At 55.1% G+C, this 20,737-nt stretch carries 18 protein-coding genes, 1 tRNA gene and 3 pseudogenes; 16 read left to right on the top strand and 6 right to left on the bottom strand.

Annotation, left to right across the window (positions count from 1 at the left end):
* Positions 1-72: 72 nt before the first annotated feature.
* Both gcvP and ABIC80_RS13815 read left to right on the top strand, forming a co-directional pair.
* Positions 73-2,946: an aminomethyl-transferring glycine dehydrogenase gene (gene gcvP, locus ABIC80_RS13820; RefSeq protein ID WP_429177516.1), complete on the top strand. Its 2,874-nt coding sequence runs from the start codon at positions 73-75 to the stop codon at positions 2,944-2,946.
* A 60-nt stretch (positions 2,947-3,006) separates the two neighbouring features.
* Positions 3,007-3,750: an SDR family oxidoreductase gene (locus ABIC80_RS13815; RefSeq protein ID WP_429177514.1), complete on the top strand. Its 744-nt coding sequence runs from the start codon at positions 3,007-3,009 to the stop codon at positions 3,748-3,750.
* 214 nt (positions 3,751-3,964) lie between these two features.
* On the opposite strand, the gene ABIC80_RS13810 is transcribed toward ABIC80_RS13815, so the two are convergent.
* Both ABIC80_RS13810 and ABIC80_RS13805 read right to left on the bottom strand, forming a co-directional pair.
* On the bottom strand, positions 3,965-5,398 hold the full coding sequence (locus ABIC80_RS13810; protein ID WP_270221491.1) for a 6-phospho-beta-glucosidase: 1,434 nt from the start codon (positions 5,396-5,398) through the stop codon (positions 3,965-3,967).
* A gap of 116 nt (positions 5,399-5,514) precedes the next feature.
* On the bottom strand, positions 5,515-6,243 hold the full coding sequence (locus ABIC80_RS13805) for a MurR/RpiR family transcriptional regulator (protein WP_429177640.1): 729 nt from the start codon (positions 6,241-6,243) through the stop codon (positions 5,515-5,517).
* Positions 6,244-6,469: 226 nt separating this feature from the next.
* Here ABIC80_RS13805 and trhA point away from each other — a divergent pair, with 226 nt between their 5' ends.
* Entirely contained in the window at positions 6,470-7,129 is a 660-nt protein-coding gene (gene trhA, locus ABIC80_RS13800; RefSeq protein ID WP_263753980.1) for a PAQR family membrane homeostasis protein TrhA, read from the top strand.
* A gap of 50 nt (positions 7,130-7,179) precedes the next feature.
* On the opposite strand, the gene ygfZ is transcribed toward trhA, so the two are convergent.
* Positions 7,180-8,160 carry a tRNA-modifying protein YgfZ gene (ygfZ, locus tag ABIC80_RS13795; RefSeq protein ID WP_200134952.1) on the bottom strand — a complete coding sequence of 327 codons (981 nt, stop codon included), beginning with the start codon at positions 8,158-8,160 and terminating at the stop codon, positions 7,180-7,182.
* 246 nt (positions 8,161-8,406) lie between these two features.
* Here ygfZ and sdhE point away from each other — a divergent pair, with 246 nt between their 5' ends.
* Positions 8,407-8,673, top strand: coding sequence for an FAD assembly factor SdhE (gene sdhE / locus ABIC80_RS13790; protein WP_023480982.1), 267 nt, complete (start codon positions 8,407-8,409; stop codon positions 8,671-8,673).
* Positions 8,654-9,070, top strand: a complete 417-nt coding sequence (locus ABIC80_RS13785) for a protein YgfX (protein WP_042718300.1) — start codon at positions 8,654-8,656, stop codon at positions 9,068-9,070. Before sdhE ends, ABIC80_RS13785 begins: the two co-directional genes overlap by 20 nt.
* A 17-nt stretch (positions 9,071-9,087) precedes the next feature.
* Here the strand turns inward: ABIC80_RS13785 and fldB are convergent, their stop codons facing one another.
* Positions 9,088-9,609: a flavodoxin FldB gene (gene fldB / locus ABIC80_RS13780; RefSeq protein WP_429177512.1), complete on the bottom strand. Its 522-nt coding sequence runs from the start codon at positions 9,607-9,609 to the stop codon at positions 9,088-9,090.
* A gap of 99 nt (positions 9,610-9,708) precedes the next feature.
* Here fldB and xerD point away from each other — a divergent pair, with 99 nt between their 5' ends.
* The 11 genes and pseudogenes from xerD to ABIC80_RS13725 form a co-directional block, all read left to right on the top strand.
* Positions 9,709-10,605 carry a site-specific tyrosine recombinase XerD gene (gene xerD, locus ABIC80_RS13775; RefSeq protein ID WP_023480693.1) on the top strand — a complete coding sequence of 299 codons (897 nt, stop codon included), beginning with the start codon at positions 9,709-9,711 and terminating at the stop codon, positions 10,603-10,605.
* Between the two features lie 24 nt (positions 10,606-10,629).
* Positions 10,630-11,340 (top strand): bifunctional protein-disulfide isomerase/oxidoreductase DsbC, encoded by a 711-nt coding sequence (gene dsbC, locus ABIC80_RS13770; protein ID WP_042718296.1) that lies wholly within the window; start codon positions 10,630-10,632, stop codon positions 11,338-11,340.
* A gap of 5 nt (positions 11,341-11,345) precedes the next feature.
* Positions 11,346-13,079, top strand: a complete 1,734-nt coding sequence (gene recJ, locus ABIC80_RS13765) for a single-stranded-DNA-specific exonuclease RecJ (RefSeq protein WP_124967330.1) — start codon at positions 11,346-11,348, stop codon at positions 13,077-13,079.
* A gap of 91 nt (positions 13,080-13,170) precedes the next feature.
* A protein-coding gene (prfB, locus tag ABIC80_RS13760) for a peptide chain release factor 2 (protein ID WP_124967331.1) occupies positions 13,171-14,269 on the top strand; the annotation gives its coding sequence in 2 pieces (ribosomal slippage) (positions 13,171-13,245 and positions 13,247-14,269; 1,098 coding nt in all).
* Positions 14,270-14,278: 9 nt separating this feature from the next.
* Positions 14,279-15,796, top strand: a complete 1,518-nt coding sequence (lysS, locus tag ABIC80_RS13755; protein WP_076769171.1) for a lysine--tRNA ligase — start codon at positions 14,279-14,281, stop codon at positions 15,794-15,796.
* A 117-nt stretch (positions 15,797-15,913) separates the two neighbouring features.
* Positions 15,914-16,645 carry an amidase activator ActS gene (gene actS / locus ABIC80_RS13750; protein WP_128482148.1) on the top strand — a complete coding sequence of 244 codons (732 nt, stop codon included), beginning with the start codon at positions 15,914-15,916 and terminating at the stop codon, positions 16,643-16,645.
* Positions 16,646-16,737: 92 nt separating this feature from the next.
* Positions 16,738-16,811, top strand: a tRNA-Gly gene (locus ABIC80_RS13745).
* 514 nt (positions 16,812-17,325) lie between these two features.
* Positions 17,326-18,023 (top strand): annotated as a pseudogene (locus tag ABIC80_RS13740) (hypothetical protein).
* Complete coding sequence (locus ABIC80_RS13735; protein WP_288882074.1) at positions 18,023-18,451, top strand: hypothetical protein; 429 nt, start codon at positions 18,023-18,025, stop codon at positions 18,449-18,451. The pseudogene ABIC80_RS13740 and the gene ABIC80_RS13735 overlap by 1 nt, the downstream one beginning before the upstream one ends.
* 76 nt (positions 18,452-18,527) lie before the next feature.
* On the top strand, positions 18,528-18,680 hold the full coding sequence (locus ABIC80_RS13730) for a hypothetical protein (protein ID WP_429177510.1): 153 nt from the start codon (positions 18,528-18,530) through the stop codon (positions 18,678-18,680).
* A gap of 36 nt (positions 18,681-18,716) precedes the next feature.
* Positions 18,717-18,938: pseudogene (locus tag ABIC80_RS13725) on the top strand (recombinase family protein); the annotation flags it as partial.
* 107 nt (positions 18,939-19,045) lie between these two features.
* Here ABIC80_RS13725 and ABIC80_RS13720 read toward each other — a convergent pair.
* Positions 19,046-20,062: a hypothetical protein gene (locus ABIC80_RS13720; protein ID WP_429177509.1), complete on the bottom strand. Its 1,017-nt coding sequence runs from the start codon at positions 20,060-20,062 to the stop codon at positions 19,046-19,048.
* A 111-nt stretch (positions 20,063-20,173) separates the two neighbouring features.
* Positions 20,174-20,672 (bottom strand): annotated as a pseudogene (locus ABIC80_RS13715) (hypothetical protein).
* Positions 20,673-20,737: the final 65 nt, after the last annotated feature.

Here is a 20,737-nt window from a genome sequence, read left to right as displayed (position 1 = left end):
TGAAGCGTCACGCTTTCCGGCAAGCCAGATCTTCGTTTTATCTATTACCGCACGTTTCAGGAACCCTCGCTCATGACTCAGACTTTAAGCCAGCTTGAACATCACGCCGCGTTTATCGGCAGGCATATTGGCCCGGACACCACGCAACAGCAGGAGATGCTGAACAGCGTTGGTGCAGAATCGCTCGACGCGCTGATCGGGCAGATCGTGCCGAAAGATATTCAGCTCGCCGCACCGCCGCAGGTGGGGGAGTCCACCACCGAATATGCCGCGCTCGCTGAACTGAAAACCCTGGCCCGCCGTAACAAGCGCTTTAAGTCTTACATTGGCATGGGTTACACCGCCGTGCAGCTGCCGCCGGTGATCCTGCGTAATATGCTGGAGAACCCGGGCTGGTACACCGCTTACACTCCTTATCAGCCGGAAGTGTCGCAGGGGCGTCTTGAATCCCTGCTCAATTTCCAGCAGGTCACGCTCGATCTGACCGGCCTCGATATCGCCTCCGCTTCGCTGCTGGATGAAGCGACCGCCGCCGCTGAAGCGATGGCGATGGCAAAACGCGTCAGCAAACTGAAAGGCGCGAACCGCTTCTTCGTCGCGGCTGATATCCACCCGCAAACGCTGGATGTGGTGCGCACCCGTGCGGAAACCTTCGGCTTTGAGGTGATTGTCGATGAGGCAGAGAAAGCCCTCGATCACCAGGATCTCTTTGGCGTGCTGCTTCAACAGGTGGGCACCACCGGCGAAGTGCACAACTACAGCGCGCTGATTGCCGAGTTAAAATCACGCAAAATCGTGGTCAGCGTTGCCGCCGATCTGATGGCGCTGGTGCACCTGACCGCGCCGGGTAAACAGGGTGCCGATATTGTTTTCGGCTCCGCGCAGCGCTTCGGGGTGCCGATGGGCTACGGTGGCCCGCATGCCGCCTTCTTTGCCGCGAAAGATGAGTTCAAACGCTCGATGCCGGGGCGCATTATCGGCGTCTCCAAAGACGCGGCCGGTAACACGGCGTTGCGCATGGCGATGCAGACCCGCGAGCAGCATATTCGCCGTGAGAAAGCTAACTCCAATATTTGTACTTCGCAGGTGCTGCTGGCCAATATCGCCAGCCTCTATGCGGTGTTCCACGGCCCGGAAGGGCTGAAACGCATTGCCGGGCGCATCCATCGCCTGACCGACATTCTCGCTGCTGGCCTGCAGCGCGGCGGCCTGAAACTGCGTCACGCGCACTATTTCGACACGCTCTGCGTTGAAGTCGCGGATAAAGCCGCAGTGTTAGCGCGTGCGGAAGCCCATGAAATCAACCTGCGCAGCGACATTCTTAACGCCGTAGGCATTACGCTGGATGAAACCACCACCCGCGACGATGTGTTGGCGCTGTTCAGCGTTCTGCTCGGCGACGCACATGGCCTTGAGATCGACGCGCTGGATAAAGAGGTGGCCCTCGACAGCCGCTCTCTGCCGGCTGAAATGGTGCGTGACGATGCGATCCTTACACACCCGGTGTTCAATCGCTACCACAGCGAAACCGAGATGATGCGCTATATGCACTCGCTTGAGCGCAAAGATCTGGCGCTCAACCAGGCGATGATCCCGCTAGGCTCCTGCACCATGAAGCTTAACGCCGCAGCGGAGATGATCCCGATCACCTGGCCGGAATTTGCGGAACTGCACCCGTTCTGCCCGCCGGAGCAGGCGGAAGGTTATCACCAGATGATTGCGCAGCTCTCCGACTGGCTGGTGAAACTGACCGGTTACGATGCGCTCTGTATGCAGCCGAACTCCGGCGCACAGGGTGAATACGCCGGTCTGCTGGCGATCCGCCACTACCACGAAAGCCGCAATGAAGGGCATCGCGATATCTGCCTGATCCCAAGCTCTGCCCACGGTACCAACCCGGCTTCGGCGCAGATGGCGGGCATGCAGGTGGTGGTTGTAGCCTGCGATAAGAATGGCAACATCGATCTGGCCGATCTGCGTGCGAAAGCGGAGCAGGCGGGCGAAAACCTCTCCTGCATTATGGTGACCTACCCGTCAACGCACGGCGTCTATGAAGAGACGATCCGCGAAGTGTGCGAAGTGGTGCATCAGTTTGGCGGCCAGGTTTACCTTGATGGCGCGAACATGAATGCGCAGGTCGGCATTACCTCGCCGGGCTTTATTGGTGCCGATGTGTCGCACCTCAACCTGCATAAAACCTTCTGTATCCCGCACGGCGGCGGCGGCCCGGGCATGGGGCCGATTGGCGTCAAAGCGCATCTGGCACCGTTTGTTCCGGGCCACAGCGTGGTGCAAATTGAAGGCATGCTGACGCGTCAGGGCGCGGTTTCCGCCGCACCGTTTGGCAGTGCGTCGATCCTGCCGATCAGTTGGATGTATATCCGCATGATGGGCGCCGAAGGTCTGAAAAAGGCGAGCCAGGTGGCGATCCTCAACGCCAACTATATCGCCAGCCGCCTGAAAGAGGCCTTCCCGGTGCTCTACACCGGCCGTGATGGACGTGTGGCGCATGAGTGCATTCTCGATATTCGCCCGCTGAAAGAGGAGACCGGCATCAGCGAGCTGGATATCGCCAAGCGCCTGATTGACTACGGATTCCATGCGCCGACCATGTCCTTCCCGGTTGCCGGTACGCTGATGGTTGAACCGACAGAGTCTGAAAGCAAAGTCGAACTGGATCGCTTTATCGACGCGATGCTGGCGATCCGTGCTGAGATCGAGCGCGTGAAACAGGGCGAATGGGCGCTGGAGGATAACCCGCTGGTCAATGCGCCGCACACCCAGCATGAACTGGTGAGCGAGTGGAACCACGCCTACAGCCGCGAGCTGGCGGTCTTCCCGGCGGGCGCAGTCAATAAATACTGGCCGACCGTGAAACGTCTGGATGATGTTTATGGCGACCGGAATCTTTTCTGTTCCTGCGTGCCGATGAGCGAATATCAATAATCGCTTGATCACACTATCTTTTAAGGGCGCTTCGGCGCCCTTTCTATTTGGGAGAAAAGCATGGTAATTGCCTTAGTGAGCGGCGCAAGCCGTGGAATTGGTCGCGCCACCGCGCGGTTACTGGCGCAAGAGGGCTACACCGTGGCAGTCAATTATCATCGCCAGCGCGACGCCGCCGATGAGGTGGTGGCAGAGATCCTGGCCCGGGGCGGCAAGGCGTTTGCGGTGCAGGCGGATATCAGCGATGAAAGTCAGGTTGAGGCGATGTTTGCGCGTATTGACGAAGAGGGGCTGCCGCTGACCGCGCTGGTCAATAATGCCGGTATTCTGTTTCAGCAGAGCCGGGTAGAGGCACTGAGTGCGGCACGTATCAACCAGGTGCTGGCGACCAATGTGACGGGTTATTTCCTCTGCTGTCGCGAAGCGGTAAAGCGCATGTCGACGCAGCATGGCGGACAGGGCGGCGCGATTGTGAATGTTTCGTCAGCTGCGGCAAGGCTTGGATCGCCGGGAGAGTATGTTGATTATGCGGCGTCAAAAGGGGCGGTGGATACGTTAACCAGCGGTCTGTCGCTGGAGGTCGCAGCAAGCGGCATCCGCGTAAACGGCGTGCGTCCGGGGTTTATTTATACGGAGATGCATGCCAGCGGCGGCGAGCCGGGACGCGTCGATCGCGTCAGCAGCGCCATTCCAATGCAGCGCGGCGGGCAGCCGGAAGAGGTGGCGCAGGCGATTGCCTGGCTGTTAAGCGATAAAGCCTCCTATGTGACAGGAAGCTTTATCGATCTAGCCGGGGGAAAGTAGCGTTTTTATGCCTGATGGCGCTTCGCTTATCAGGCCTACGTATCGGAACCGTTGCAGGCCGGATAAGGCGCAGCCGCCATCCGGCAACGCCAAACGTGGTGCAATCCGTCGTAGGCCGGATAAGGCGCAGCCGCCATCCGGCAAAGCCAGGCGTGGTGCAAACCCGTCCCAGGCCGGATAAGGCGCAGCCGCCATCCGGCAACGCCTCAATCGATCACACGTTCTCGCCGTTGCTGGCGATCACTTCCTTGTACCAGTTAAAGCTCTTCTTGCGTGAGCGTGACATATCGCCGGTGCCGTCGTCGTGCTTGTTCACGTAGATAAAGCCGTAACGTTTGCTGTACTGTCCGGTGGTGAAGGAGACGCAGTCAATGCAGCCCCACGGGGTGTAACCCATCAGATCCACGCCATCATAGGTGACGGCTTCGACCATCTCTTTCACATGCGCGCGCAGATAATCGATGCGGTAATCATCGTTAATGCTGCCATCCTCTTCGACTTTGTCGTACGCGCCAAAGCCGTTTTCAACGATAAACAGCGGTTTCTGGTAGCGCTCATAGAGCTCGCAAAGAGCGTAGCGCAGGCCAACCGGGTCAATCTGCCAGCCCCAGTCGGAGGCTTTCACATGCGGGTTCGGCACGCTGCCCTGGAAACCGGAGAGCGCATCACCCGAGCCGCCTTCGGCTTTTACCGCATTGGTCATGTAGTAGCTGAAGCCCAGGTAGTCGCAGCACCCTTCGCGCAGGATCGCTTCATCACCGGCTTCCATTTTGATGTTAAAGCCGCGACGCTCCCACTCGTTAAGTACGTAGGAGGGGTAGTAACCGCGCAGCTGAACATCGGTAAAGACATAACGCTCGCGCATTGATTCCTGCGCATACATCACATCTTCAGGCTTACAGGAGAAGGGATAGAGCGGCACCATCGCCAGCATGCAGCCAATCTGCATCGACGGGTTAATGCGGTGACCAATCTTCACCGCCATCGCGCTGGCGACAAACTGGTGATGCAGCACCTGGTACATCGTCTCTTCCGGGTTTTCGTGCTCGGTATAGACCACGCCGGAGCAGCAGTAGCCGAACAGCGGCGCGCGCCAGTTGCGCTGGTTGTTGATCTCGTTGAAGGTCATCCAGTATTTGACCTTGTTCTTGTAGCGCTCAAACACCACTTCGGCGAAACGCACAAAGAAATCAACCACTTTACGGTTGGTCCAGCCGCCGTACTCCTGAACCAGGTGCAGCGGCATCTCAAAGTGAGAGAGGGTAATGACCGGCTCGATGTTGTACTTCAGCAGCTCATCGAACACATCGTCGTAGAACTTCAGACCCTCTTCATTGGGCTGCAACTCATCGCCCTGCGGGAAGATGCGGGTCCAGGCAATTGAAGTTCGGAAACATTTGAAGCCCATCTCGGCAAAGAGTTTGATGTCCTCTTTGTAATGACCATGAAAATCGACGGCTTCATGGTTCGGGTAATATTTTCCCGCTTCCACCTGCTGGGTGATTTCACGCGGGACGCCGTGTGCGCCGCCGGTCAGTACGTCGCAGATGCTCGGGCCTTTGCCGCCTTTATTCCAGCCGCCTTCTACCTGATGCGCGGCAACGGCGCCGCCCCACAAGAAATCTTTCGGTAAGGTCAATTTTTTCATCGTTGCTCTTCTCGTCATATTGGCTGCCAACGAGTCTAGCAAAGGGGAAATGAATGTCACGATATAACAAATTGCCGCTGCGGTAATTTGTTACACCGAAAAAACACCCTGTTTTTTTATGCTATTTTCTTCGCCAGTTTACGTCCCAGCGACTCGAGAATATAAACCACCGGGATTTGCGTCGTAATATCGTACCCGCCGGAAATACGCATTTGCGGCACGTGCCAGGAGATATTGTAATCCGCCAGTTTCGCCAGACGGGAATGTTCATGGCTGGTAATGGAGAGAACTTTGCAGTGATGCAAACTGAACTGGCTGGCAAAACGCAGGATCTCCTCAGTTTCGCCGGAGACAGAGAGCACAATTGCCAGCGCGTTTTTTGCCATATCGTTGGTCACCGGGAAATAGGGATCGTCAATATGGTTACTGAATTTGCCAATATTTGAGAAAAATCGTGCGCCATATTTAGCCAGCGCCCCCGAAGTGCCCGCTCCGACGAAGATAATACGCTCGGAGGATAATATGATGTCGACGGTGCTATCGAGTAATTTATCGAATTCGTCGTTATTAACGCTTTTAAAAAAGCTGATCACTTCGCTGGCACCGAAATTAGCCTGCGGCGGCTCGTTCTGCTCCAGATACAATTTAAAGCGCACGCGAAATTCCGAATACCCCTCGCAGTTAAGCTTGCGGCAAAAGCGCAGCACCGTGGTGGTCGAGACGCCCGCCGCGTAGGCCAGTTCGCGGATCGTCATGTACATCACTTTGTCGCGGTTTTTGACCACAAAGTTGTAGACCATCATCTCCAGGGTGTTGAGGCTGGCGATGGCGGAGTGGGTAAACATCGTCACGGCGGTGTCCTTTGCTGCTGATAATGTAGCCAGCCCTTAGCGGGCCTGCCTGCAAATGTGCCTCATGCTGCCACAACTGCGGCGCGCGCGCCCCGACTTTTAGCCGATCCGCAGGCAGTGGGGTATGGATAGGCGAAATATTTTAGCGTACAGGTGTGCACTGGAATTATTCTCAGTTACTCTAGTAGCGCAACGTTTTTGAGTTCTCCTGGAGTTACCTATGGTCAAAAAACCATTAATCGCACAGGGATATACACTGGCAGAGGAGATTGCCAACAGCATCAGCCACGGTATCGGGCTGGTGTTCGGGATTGTCGGGCTGGTGCTGCTGCTGGGACAGGCAGTTGACGCCCATGCCAGCACCCTTGCCATCACCAGTTACGCGCTTTACGGCGGCAGCATGATCCTGCTGTTTCTGGCGTCGACGCTCTACCACGCCATTCCGCATCCACGCGCCAAAATATGGCTGAAGAAATTTGACCACTGCGCCATCTATCTGCTGATTGCGGGTACCTACACGCCGTTCCTGCTGGTCGGCCTGGATTCACCGCTGGCACGCGGGCTGATGGTGGTGATCTGGGGCCTCGCGCTGCTGGGCATCCTGTTTAAGCTGACGATCGCGCACCGCTTTAAGGTGCTGTCACTGGTCACCTATCTGGCGATGGGTTGGCTCTCGCTGGTGGTGATTTACCAGCTTGCCACGCGTCTTTCACCGGGCGGCGTCACGCTGCTTGCCGTGGGCGGCCTGATCTACTCGCTTGGCGTCATTTTTTACGTCTGTAAACGTATTCCCTACAACCATGCCATCTGGCACGGCTTTGTCCTTGGCGGGAGCGTCTGCCACTTCCTCGCCATCTATCTTTACGTCGGCCAGATTTAAACCCTGCGTGGTGGCCGGGCGGGCAGATGCCTTGCCCGGCTCAGAACCGCTTACTCTTCGAGCGAGTAGGGCAGCGGCTCTATGCTCAACGTATTAGCATCCTCGCGCACGCGGAACACGCTGTCCGGCTCCATGTCATTATTCATCACCACCTGAACAATCACGCGCCCGTCATCCAGCTGTGCGGCAGCCAGTACGGTGCCGGTACGACGCCAGTTGTCGCCCATCTTACGCTCGAGATCTTCTCCCGCTTCCGGAACGCGGCTGGCGGTTCCTGCCAGGTACCACAGCGCGCGTTTATTGGCCCCGCGGAATTTTGCTCGCGCCACCATCTCCTGGCCGGTATAGCACCCTTTCTTAAAGCTGATGCCGCCCAGCGCCTGCAGGTTGGTCGCCTGCGGAATAAACTGCGCGACATTCGCTTCATCAATGACCGGCAGACCCGCTTCGATATTCAGTGCCAGCCACTGCTGGCTGTTATTGAGCTGGGCTTCGCCGCGCAGCTTCTCGGTGACCATTTCGGCCGTGGCGGCATCGGTCACTAACAGAAAGCGTTCGGCAGGGTGCGCAAACCACAGCAGCGTGGTTTCACCCTCCTGCACGACCTGATTTTCGCTCTCCGGCAGGGTGGAGAAAAGATTCGCCAGCGCGGCCCGCGCCTGGAAACCGGCTACACCAAGCAGAACGCGCTCGTCGTCCGCAGCGATAGTCACTTTGGAGAAGACGGCATACTTTTTCAGTTCGCGCAGCTGGGTTTCACGCACGCTGCGGCGCAACAGCCACGCGAACCCCTCTTTATCGTGGAACAACCGCATATTGCTCCACATTTTGCCTTTAGAATCACAGTGCGCCGCCAGCAGATGCTGATTGGCCGCCAGTGTCGAGACATCTGCCGTCACCTGGCCCTGCAGATACTTCTCGCTATCGGCCCCGGTAATGGTTGCCAGCGCCCAGTCATCGAGCGTCATAAGCGTCAGCGGCAGACGTGAAGAGGCGGTCGGCTGGCGCGGAGGAAAAGGAGTAAAAGCCATATTAATGTCCTGATTAGCTTAACGCTGTGTTGGGTGTTAATGGTAAAAGAGCCGGTGTCCATTGCAAGCGATAAAGCATGCGATTTGTGCCATTGTGATGGCCTTGCGAGATATTACGCAGCGGAATGAAATCGTTGCAGAGAAGGCGAATTATTCTGGAAGCCAGCCCGTGCAGTGAAATATTCCGCAAAAGATATATTAAAAACACGTTACAATGTGCCCATCATGCCGAACAGGGAGATACACATGGATATTACTAACAAGGCCCGTATTCACTGGGCGTGCCGTCGCGGAATGCGCGAGCTCGATATTTCCATCATGCCTTTTTTCGAACATGAGTACGATTCGCTAAGCGATGATGACAAGCGTCTCTTTGTCCGCCTGCTGGAAAATGACGATCCCGATTTATTTAACTGGCTTATGAACCACGGCAAGCCACAGGATGCGGAGTTGCAAAGAATGGTGCAGTTAATCCAGACACGGAATCGGGATCGTGGTCCTGTGGCAATCTGAGTTACGCGTCTCCTGGCGCGCACAGTGGCTCTCCTTATTGCTCCATGGATTCGTAGCCGCACTCATCTTGCTGATGCCCTGGCCGCTGAGCTACACGCCGGTATGGCTGCTGCTGCTTTCGCTGGTGGTGTTTGACTCCGTACGGAGCCAACGGCGCATCAACGCCTGTCATGGCGAGATTAAGCTGCTGATGGATTCCCGCCTGCGCTGGCAGGGCGAAGAGTGGGATATTGTCGGTACGCCCTGGATGCTGCGTAGCGGGATGATTCTGCGTTTGCGTCGCGAAGAAGATGGGCGTCGGCAGCATCTCTGGCTGGCATCAGACAGTATGGATGCGCAGGAGTGGCGCGATCTGCGCCGGATGATTTTACAAAAACCGGCGCAGGGACTGCACTAAAGGCAACGTCGCAGGGATCAGGCGAAGCGCTCTGCCATCTCCGTCAGGATCTGCTCGCACCAGGCTTCGAGGCGCGCGTCGCTCAGGTCATACTGGTTGGTCTCATCCAGCGCCAGGCCGACAAACAGCTGCCCGTCGGCAATAACCGGTTTGTTGCTGGTAAACTCGTAGCCTTCGGTTGGCCAGTAGCCGACGAAGCTAACGTCTTTCGGTGCCAGCTTGTCATGCAGCATGCCCAGCGCGTCGAGGAACCATTCGCCGTAGCCGAGCTGGTCGCCCATACCGTAGAGCGCCACAATTTTGCCATCAAGGTTGAGCGTGTCGAGCGTCTCCCAGACGGCCTCCCAGTCTTCCTGCAGTTCGCCAAAATCCCAGGTCGGAATGCCGAGGATCAGCGCATCATACTGCTCCATCAGGGCGGGAGCATCGTCTTTCAGGTTGTGTAGCGTGACCAGTTCCGGCCCGATAATGTCGCGAATCTTCTCCGCTGCCATTTCGGTGTAGCAGGTGCTGGAACCATAAAACAGACCAATATTCATAACGTAAACATCTCGGTTCTTGATGTGTCTTTGCACGCAGTGTACCAGAATCAGGTCTCAATCAGGCATAATGCAGCGATTGAGAGAAGGAGAGGGCGGATGGAAGAAGATCTCGCACGTATCGAACAATTTCTTGATGCGCTCTGGCTGGAGAACAACCTGGCGGAAAACACCCTCAGCGCCTATCGTCGCGATCTGAAGGGCGTCGTGGAGTGGCTTCATCATCGGGGCAGCAGTCTGGAGCGCGCGCAGAGCGATGAGCTACAAGCGCTGCTCGCCGAACGCGTCGAAGGGGGCTATAAAGCCACGAGTTCGGCGCGTCTGCTGAGCGCCGTGCGGCGTTTTTTCCAGTATCTCTACCGCGAAAAGCTGCGCCAGGATGACCCGAGCGCCCAGTTGGCCTCCCCTAAGCTGCCGCAGCGCCTGCCGAAAGACTTAAGCGAAACGCAGGTTGGGCGGTTGTTACAGGCACCGGTGGTTGACCAACCGCTGGAGTTACGCGATAAAGCCATGCTTGAGGTGTTGTATGCGACCGGTCTTCGCGTGACGGAGCTGGTGGGGCTGACGATGAGCGATATCAGCCTTCGCCAGGGCGTGCTGCGTGTTATTGGTAAAGGCAACAAAGAGCGCCTGGTGCCGCTGGGCGAAGAGGCGATCTACTGGGTTGAGCACTATCTTGAATATGGGCGTCCGTGGCTGCTGAACGGTGCTTCGATCGATGTGCTGTTCCCGAGCCAGCGCGGCCAGCAGATGACGCGCCAGACCTTCTGGCATCGCATCAAGCACTACGCGGTGCTTGCGGGGATCGACAGCGAAAAGCTCTCGCCCCACGTCCTGCGCCATGCTTTTGCCACGCATCTGCTCAACCACGGCGCGGATCTGCGCGTGGTACAGATGCTGCTGGGGCACCAGGATCTCTCGACAACGCAAATTTACACGCATGTCGCCACCGAGCGGCTGCGCAAGCTTCATCAACAGCACCACCCGCGGGCGTGAGTGCTGACAATCTAAGGATCTGTTATGAAAAAAGGTTTAATCATGTTCACCCTGCTGGCTGCGTTCACCGGCGCGGCCCATGCCGATGATGCGGCGATTAAGCAGTCGCTGGCGAAGCTGGGTGTACAGAGTTCCGACATCATGCCCGCTCCCGTTGCCGGAATGAAAGCCGTGATGACCAACAGCGGCGTGCTCTATGTCACCGAAGATGGCAAACATATTATTCAGGGGCCGATGTATGACGTCAGCGGCGCGCAGCCGGTCAATGTCACCAGCAAAATGCTGCTGCCGCATCTCAACGCGCTGGAAAAAGAGATGATTGTCTACAAAGCGCCGCAAGAGAAGCACGTCATCACCGTCTTTACCGACATCACCTGCGGCTACTGCCAGAAGCTGCACAGCGAAATGGCCGACTACAACGCACTGGGTATTACCGTGCGTTACCTCGCCTTCCCGCGCCAGGGCGTGCCGAGCGAGGTGGAAAAAGAGATGAAGGCGATTTGGTGCGCGAAAGATCCGAAGAAAGCCTTTGATGATGCAATGGCAGGCAAAGGCGTTAAGCCTGCCAGCTGCGATATCAGCATCGCTAACCACTACGCGCTGGGCGTGCAGTTTGGCGTAAACGGTACGCCAGCCATTGTGCTGAACGATGGCTACGTTGTGCCGGGCTACCAGGCACCCGCCGAGATGAAAGCCTTCCTCGACCAGCACCAGAAAGCGACGGGCGGTAAGTAATTCCCGTGAAAGCTGAGATACAACTTCGCCGCCGTGAGGTGGATGACGCGGCAGTGCTGGCGGATTCGCTCCCGCCGCTGCTGCGTCGCTTATATGCCAGCCGCGGCGTGAAGAGCGACCGCGATCTGGAACGCAGCGTAAAAGGGATGCTTCCCTGGCAGCAGCTGACCGGCATCGATGATGCGGTTACGCACCTCTACAACGCCATGCGCGAAGGGCTGCGCATTATCGTGGTCGGGGATTTTGACGCCGACGGCGCAACCAGCACCGCGCTGAGCGTGCTGGCGCTGCGCTCGTTGGGCTGCGACAACGTCAGCTACCTGGTGCCGAACCGCTTTGATGATGGCTACGGCCTCAGCCCGGAAGTGGTCGATCAGGCCCATGCCCGCGGCGCGCAGCTGATCCTGACCGTGGATAACGGCATCTCCTCCCATGCGGGCGTTGCCCGTGCGCATGAATTGGGTATTCCGGTTGTCGTTACCGATCACCACCTGCCCGGCGACACGCTGCCCGAGGCCGAGGCGATTGTTAACCCCAACCTGCGCGACTGTGACTTCCCGTCGAAATCTTTGGCAGGCGTTGGCGTTGCCTTCTATCTGATGCTGGCGCTGCGCGCCTTCCTGCGCGACAACGGCTGGTTTGAGGCGCGCGGCATCGCGATGCCAAACCTTGCTGAGCTGCTCGATTTGGTGGCGCTGGGCACGGTGGCGGACGTCGTTCCGCTGGATGCCAATAACCGTATTTTGACCTGGCAGGGGCTGAGCCGTATTCGTGCCGGCCGCTGTCGACCGGGTATTAAAGCGCTGCTGGAGATTGCCAACCGCGAGGCGCACAAACTGGCGGCAAGCGATCTCGGTTTCGCACTCGGCCCGCGCCTCAATGCCGCCGGGCGTCTGGATGATATGTCCGTCGGCGTAGCGCTGCTGTTGTGCGACAACCTCGGCGAAGCGCGCCAACTGGCAAGCGATCTCGACGCGCTCAACCAGACGCGCAAAGAGATTGAACAGGGCATGCAGGCGGAAGCGCTGACCCTGTGCGAGCAGCTTGAGCGCAGCAGTGAGACGCTGCCCGGCGGGCTGGCGATGTACCATCCCGAGTGGCATCAGGGCGTGGTCGGTATTCTGGCTTCGCGCATTAAAGAGCGCTTTCATCGCCCGGTAATTGCTTTTGCGCCCGCCGGTGAAGGCGTGCTGAAAGGCTCCGGGCGCTCCATTCAGGGGCTGCATATGCGCGATGCGCTGGAGCGGCTCGACACGCTCTACCCCGGCATGATGCTGAAGTTCGGCGGCCACGCGATGGCGGCCGGATTAACGCTTGAAGAGGCCAATTTTGACGCCTTCCAGCAGCGCTTTGGCGATCTGGTCACCGAGTGGCTCGACCCGGCGCTGTTGCAGGGCGAAATTCTCTCCGACGGGCCGCTTAGCGCCCAGGAGATGACGCTTGAAGTGGCAGAGATGCTGCGCGAGGCGGGCCCGTGGGGGCAGATGTTCCCGGAACCGATGTTCGACGGCGAGTTTCGCCTGTTGCAGCAGCGGCTGGTGGGCGAGCGGCATTTAAAAGTGATGCTGGAGCCAGTTGGCGGCGGTCCGCTGCTCGACGGGATCGCCTTTAACGTTGATACCGCCATCTGGCCGGACAACGGCGTACGGCAGGTGAAAATCGCTTATAAACTCGATGTTAACGAGTTTCGCGGCAACCGTAGCGTGCAGCTGATCATCGAAAACCTCTGGCCACTTTAGCGCCACTATTCGCTACAAATAAGGGCATAGATCCGGTAGAATCTCGCCCTTATCACCGCTTTTTGACAAGTCCAATAAAAGAAAACAGACCATGTTTGAAATTAATCCGGTAAAAAATCGCATTCAGGACCTCACGGAGCGCTCCGACGTTCTTAGGGGGTATCTTTGACTATGACGCCAAGAAAGAGCGTCTGGAAGAAGTAAACGCCGAGCTGGAACAGCCGGACGTATGGAATGAACCAGAGCGCGCACAGGCGCTCGGCAAAGAGCGCTCCTCGCTCGAAGCTATCGTTGAGACGCTGGATCAGATGCGCCAGGGGCTGGAAGATGTTGCGGGCCTGCTGGAACTGGCCGTTGAAGCCGACGATGAAGAGACCTTCAACGAGGCCGTCGCCGAGCTGGACGGGCTGGAAGAGAAGCTGGCGCAGCTTGAATTCCGCCGCATGTTCTCCGGCGAGTACGACAGCGCCGACTGCTACCTCGATATTCAGGCTGGCTCCGGCGGTACCGAAGCGCAGGACTGGGCCAGCATGCTGACGCGCATGTATCTGCGCTGGGCCGAAGCACGCGGCTTCAAAACCGAAATCATCGAAGAGTCCGAAGGTGAAGTGGCGGGGATCAAATCCGTTACCATCAAGATCATTGGTGATTACGCCTACGGCTGGCTTCGTACCGAAACCGGCGTGCACCGTCTGGTGCGTAAAAGCCCGTTTGACTCCGGCGGCCGTCGCCACACCTCGTTCAGCTCCGCGTTTGTCTACCCGGAAGTGGATGACGATATCGATATCGAAATCAACCCGGCTGACCTGCGTATCGACGTTTACCGTGCCTCCGGCGCGGGCGGTCAGCACGTTAACCGTACTGAATCCGCGGTGCGTATTACCCACATTCCGACCGGGTTGGTCACGCAGTGCCAGAATGACCGCTCTCAGCATAAAAACAAAGACCAGGCCATGAAGCAGATGAAAGCGAAGCTTTATGAACTGGAGATGCAGAAAAAAAATGCCGAGAAGCAGGCGATGGAAGATACCAAGTCCGACATCGGCTGGGGCAGCCAGATCCGTTCTTATGTCCTGGATGACTCCCGCATCAAAGATCTGCGCACCGGGGTTGAAACCCGCAACACGCAGGCGGTGCTGGACGGCAGCCTGGATCAATTTATTGAAGCAAGTTTGAAAGCAGGGCTATGAGGAACCAACATGTCTGAACAACAAGCACAGGGCGCTGACGCGGCAGTCGATCTTAATAATGAACTGAAAACCCGCCGTGAGAAGCTGGCGCTGTTGCGCGAGCAGGGCGTTCCGTTCCCGAACGACTTCCGTCGTGACCAGACCTCTGACAAGCTGCACGCCGAATTCGACGGCAAAGAGAATGAAGAGCTGGAAGCGCTCGGCATCGAAGTTGCCGTTGCGGGTCGTATGATGACGCGCCGCATTATGGGCAAAGCCTCCTTTGTCACGTTGCAGGATGTGGGCGGTCGTATTCAGCTCTATGTTTCCCGCGACGATCTGGCGGAAGGCATCTACAACGAGCAGTTCAAAAAATGGGATCTCGGCGATATCCTCGGCGCGCGCGGCAAGCTGTTCAAGACCAAGACCGGCGAGCTGTCGATCCACTGCACCGAGCTGCGTCTGCTGACCAAAGCCCTGCGCCCGTTGCCGGACAAGTTTCACGGCCTGCAGGATCAGGAAGCGCGCTATCGTCAGCGCTACCTCGATCTGATCGCTAACGAAGAGTCGCGCAACACCTTCAAAATTCGCTCCCGCATCATGGCCGGCATTCGCCAGTTCATGGTCAACCGCGACTTTATGGAAGTGGAAACGCCGATGATGCAGGTGATCCCGGGCGGTGCCTCTGCGCGTCCGTTTATCACCCATCACAACGCGCTCGATCTCGACATGTACCTGCGTATCGCGCCGGAGCTTTATCTCAAGCGTCTGGTGGTCGGCGGCTTCGATCGCGTGTTCGAAATCAACCGTAACTTCCGTAACGAAGGCATCTCCGTACGCCATAACCCAGAGTTCACCATGATGGAGCTCTATATGGCGTATGCGGATTACAAAGATTTGATCGAGCTGACCGAATCCCTGTTCCGCACGCTGGCGCAGGATATTCTCGGCACCACCGAGGTGCCTTACGGCGAGCAGGTGTTCGACTTCGGTAAGCCGTTCGAGAAGCTGACCATGCGCGAAGCGATCAAGAAGTACCGTCCGGAAACCGAGATGGGCGATCTGGATAACTTCGACAGCGCGAAAGCGATTGCTGAAAGCATCGGTATCAAAGTTGAGAAGAGCTGGGGTCTGGGCCGTATCGTGACCGAGATCTTTGAAGAAGTGGCTGAAGCGCACCTGATTCAGCCGACCTTCATCACCGAATACCCGGCAGAGGTCTCTCCGCTGGCGCGCCGTAACGACGACAACCCGGAAATCACCGACCGCTTTGAGTTCTTTATCGGCGGCCGTGAAATCGGTAACGGCTTTAGCGAGCTGAACGATGCCGAAGATCAGGCCAAGCGCTTCGCCGACCAGGTAGCAGCGAAAGACGCGGGCGATGACGAAGCGATGTTCTATGACGAAGACTATGTCACCGCGCTGGAGCATGGTCTGCCGCCGACAGCGGGTCTGGGCATCGGTATCGACCGTATGGTAATGCTGTTTACCAACAGCCACACCATCCGCGACGTGATCCTCTTCCCGGCGATGCGTCCGGTTAAATAACCGCTAATCGCCAGAAGCCCCGACGTTCACGCGCCGGGGCTTTTTTATTGCCCTGTGAAAGGGTTGGCATCCCACGTATGGCTGCTATGATATGTCGCCAGTTAATTTATTCGAGGAATGGTTTTGCGCGCAGGACGCCTGATGAGAAACCCATTTTGCATGGTCATATGCCTGGCATTTTCGCTGCTACTGGCGGGCTGTGCGGGGAATAATTCGACCGGAAGCTACGCAGGCGCGACCTACACGGTCAAGCGCGGCGATACCCTGTACCGCATTTCGCGCATCACCGGCACCAGTGTAAAAGAGCTGGCGAGCATGAACGGCATTTCGCCGCCCTACACCATCGAAGTGGGGCAACGGCTGAAGGTGAAAGGGGCGTCGAAAGGCTCCTCCTCCGGCAAGCTGGCGAAAGCGCGGCCTTCTTCGTCGGTGCCGCAAGCCTCCTGGCCGCCCGTTGGGCAGCGCTGCTGGCGCTGGCCGACCAGCGGGAAAGTGATCCTCACCTATTCCAACTCTGATGGCGGTAATAAAGGTATTGATATCGCCGGGTCGCGCGGGCAGCCGATCTACGCCGCCGGTGCCGGGAAAGTGGTCTATGTCGGCAGCCAGCTACGCGGCTATGGCAACCTGATCATGATTAAGCACAGCGAAGATTACATCACCGCCTATGCGCACAATGAGACGCTGCTGGTGAATAACGGCCAGAGCGTTAAATCCGGGCAGAAGATTGCCACCATGGGCAGCAGCGATGCCGACTCCGTGCGCCTGCACTTCCAGCTGCGCTATCGCGCGACGGCCATCGATCCGCTGCGCTACTTACCGCCGCAGGGCAGCGTACCGAAGTGTTAATCTGCGCGCTAACAGGCGAGAAATTAACCTGTTAGCGCATCGGTGGGTTGTCAGACGCGATGTAAGGTCTATAATGCCTGAGCACTTCAAAAGCGGGCGTAGTTCAATGGTAGAACGAGAGCTTCCCAAGCTCTATACGAGGGTTCGATTCCCTTCGCCCGCTCCAGTCCTTTAAAAGTCTTATGACTCAACGAGTTAGATCTAAGGCAATGTGACCAAAGCACCGCTATTTACCCTGATAGTTGCCGCGATTTTTTGAACGGTGAACAGGGCGTTTAGCAAAGCGCTGGCGGTCGTTCCACTGGTCATCCCGCGATAGCCCAACATGAACAGAAAGCCGCACACACGGCACGATTCCCTGAGACTTACAGCGAGGCGCATTTCGCCCGATGCTCCTTTATGCCACGCGTCGAGATGATGTTGCAGGGGATAAACAGGTTTATGGTGATTTCGTACCTGCGAACGATATGCAGGCTCTGTCTCTGTCTGGCTCACGGTTCCTTAGCGATACACGAGCGCCCTGATAAACCCCGCTGTCTGATATAACCCTGATGATGTCGCTGCGCTCCGCTTGATGTTGTATCACCAATCGGGCATTAGGCTTGCTTTTCCTGCCGTCTGGACTGGCTTAAAAATAGGCTATAACATTGGCAACATAAATCTATCAAGGAGATGGAAAAATGAGCACCAGAGCGGAGATAAAGGATGGGGAGCAGTTTGACGTTTTGCGCAGGGGATCGTTTATACTGAGGTGCTTGGCTGGGTTGACATGGGGCATGCTCGTGGTAGTGATATCATGGAGCTTAAAAGCCAGTTTATCGCGGGGGAGCGTAGCGGTAAGCCTTCCTACATAGTGATGTATCGGCAGGATATGCACTTTGTGAAATTCAATTCACAATTCGGCGTAGGCAAGTTCTCTCGTTGGGAGATTAAACGTGGCCGGAGTACCGAAGACATTAACAGAATCATGCTGGCGATGATGATGAACACAGCAGCTCGATTTGAAGGCTTACAAAGCCTACGAGCTTTCTCTTGGTACACTGATAGTGGCTTTAGTGGTGAAGACTTGGTTTCTGATCTGTTCGGATTCCATCGAGCTATCATGCCGGGACGGTACGGCTACCGCCTTAAACCTGTCAGTTATGATGCCGCTGTTCGTCGCTGGGATCATTACGGTGCTATTGGTTCCCATAAAAATCATGGTTTCCGTCCGATTCTGTTCCCTGACCCGGAAGATCCGTGTGTGCGTCACCAGCCGTATACGGTGAACCTACCGCATTTTATGACATGTCTGAGGCCGTGGGACGATCTTACCTCTGGTGTTGTCAAAGTTATTACAGACAATGGAATGTCACTTGGTTACACAAAGGTGAAGTGATGATTCGTAAATTCTTTAAATGGAGCGTCTTGGTATTAATTACGGTTGTTATCCTCTGCTGGCTATTTGTCTATTTTGTTGCATCCGGTATCAATGAAGCTACCACATACACTGAAAATGATTATTTCAATTATCACTCCCTGACTGATAAAGATATTGAAAAGGCTCCGCGTATATCGAACGATTATTACTTTGAATCGCACCCCGGAGATGGATACGCCCCGTCAAGCACGATCATTTTTAGGGGAGTATCTGACGTCGGGGTATTGAGGGCTTATTTGACTAAGCTGGGCTACACCAGACAGAAAGGCGGTTCGAAGGAGGCGGAGATATGGATGAAGCCTGAGCAGATGAATAGTGATCTCTTTTACCTGCGCTTTGATGCTGCTACTGGTGAAGCAGAACTAACTAAGGAACTGAATAACTGAATGTCCGCTACTGGTTGAACCGACCCGGCATGATTGATAGTCTGAGATTAATCCTAATACTAAAATCGGGCCGGACATGGGCTACGGCAAAAAAAAATACGCAGGGAAGCGCCAGAATGTCGAACTCCAGCAGCGGTTGGATGAGCTGGAGTTGACACCAGAGCAACGGGCTTTTATCGAATCCATGATGGAGGATGAAGAAAGCACCGATACTGAACCTCACCGGTAGGGGGATGATGACCAGCCGTAAGCTCTGAATCCTTTTATGCTGGCAGCGGTTGCGGAGATGGATCGTGATCTGCTGATTGAGCGGACCCAAGCGGGTTTGTCGCGGTCAAAAGTCGAAGGGAAGAAGCTGGGAAGACCGTCCAAAGTCGCCACAGAAGCCCGTAGATCGATTATCGAGAAAAAGAATATTGGAACCAGTGTCAGTGCTTTAGCGCGTAAATACGGCGTTTCTAGAGCAACGATAGTGGCTATTGTTTGAGTTATTGAATGGGTTATTTTATGTGGCTGCTAGCTGACAGCTATTGCAATAAGTAATCGATAGCCGTCAGCGATTGTTTAAGTTAACTCTAAAATTTGATGTGAATTTTAAACAGGTTTGCTAAATTCTATATGCACCGTATAAATTTCGTCTTCCTCATTATTAAGTGTCACTCCTGCACTTGCCGAACCATTAAACAGATTGGCACCAATTCCTGCTTTCCCCTCTTGGCTTGAAGAAAAAACAGTTTTCTTTTTCAGTTCTAACTCTGCACTAAGACATCCACCGTTTTCTCTTGCAAATACAATTGCCTCCCATGAAGGCTCAAATGATAACCAACTAAACTGTGACCTATCTATTTGCGTGTCTTGCTTCCATTCACGTTCAGATAATTTAATTACTCGTTTATTTGTATCAATTCCTATAGAGGCTGAATTAGTTGATATTTCGGCCTCGCCTGAACCGTAAGGAATGCCACCCTCCAGTTTTGCTCTTACTGAATTTGATTTTTTTTCTAAGCTTTCTTTATGAAATTCAATCTTGGTTGCACCTAGGGTTACAAATACTCTAACCATTTCGGCTTCACGTTCTTGTAGTAAAATATCATCAAGGTTATCACTTGGGATGTATAAGTTTTTTTTAGTTTCGTTATATTCTGAAAGTGGATGCCTAATATATGCTAAGTTAACTTGAGGGTGCCCAGGTTGAAAATGGTAATTTTTATGCGCTGCCATTTCTGGTGTTATGCTTATACGTTTTAAATATTTATCAAATGAATTTGCTGATTGTTTAAGGTTGACTGCTGAAATATCACCTTCATCTTTTTTTGAGAATAATTGATATAATGAGTATGCGGCTGGAGCTGCGTTAACGAGGACTGCAATAGGCAATGGGAGTAATCGGGCTGCTATAGCAAGTGATAAACTTGCAAATTGATTATTTAAAATATTATTTTCTTTGTCTTCTATTTCTTTTCGGTTTTTTATCGCTGAGGCGTTTTTGCTATTCCTTGCCGTTTTTTCAAGTTCAATTTCTTCTCCGTTAGTAATTAAAGTGGTGATAATATCTTCAGTGGAGTTCTCATCAAATAGTTCTTCTTCTACAATGAATATTAAATTTTGCATGCCTTGCTTCCTATCATAATAAATGTGAGTGCTTGTGTTTTAGGAGACTACCTTTTTTATATCGATAACTCCATATGCATATTGACCTCCTAAAGTCAAATCTGCTTCAAATTATTCAAAGGAGGCCGCGATAACGTCCCCAGTGTTGGCGTTGAAAATACAACAGTATTGCAGTGGGGTCTGCATTCCCAGCCTGTTGATTGCCTTAGCCCGTTGTCCAAATGCCTGCATCGTTCTCTTTGTCTCATCGTGCCATAGGTAAGTGTTGAAAACTGATTGCGCTTCGCTTTCCTGCCACACATGGCGAAAATTCGCTTTCTCATCCATTACCTGTTTGCACCCCTTGACCGGGTTGTGGTGCGTTTTCGCATAGCATTCCGGGCTGTTACCTGAACATAAGGCATTTTGTTTTGTTAGCGGTTGTTCTGCACCTACAGCGGAAAAGGCGCATACGCCCAGCACCAATGAGAGAGTGCCCAGAGCCCCCCCATGCAATTGCGCGAAGCGTGCTGATCTGCCGTTTTGATACAACATGAGCGACCACATTATAGCTGGCCCAGCTAAGCGCGGCTCCCGCTGCAATCGGTAATAAAAAGTCTGCTCCCGCCATGATTCCCTCACTTTCCAAACCACATCGCGCCTGATAGCGAACGCTGGTGATGCCCAACCGATGAC

Origin of the sequence: Kosakonia sp. 1610 (genome assembly GCF_050435845.1) — a bacterium.
GTDB classification, from domain to species: domain Bacteria; phylum Pseudomonadota; class Gammaproteobacteria; order Enterobacterales; family Enterobacteriaceae; genus Kosakonia; species Kosakonia cowanii.
This window is presented reverse-complemented; position numbering and strand designations above follow the sequence as displayed.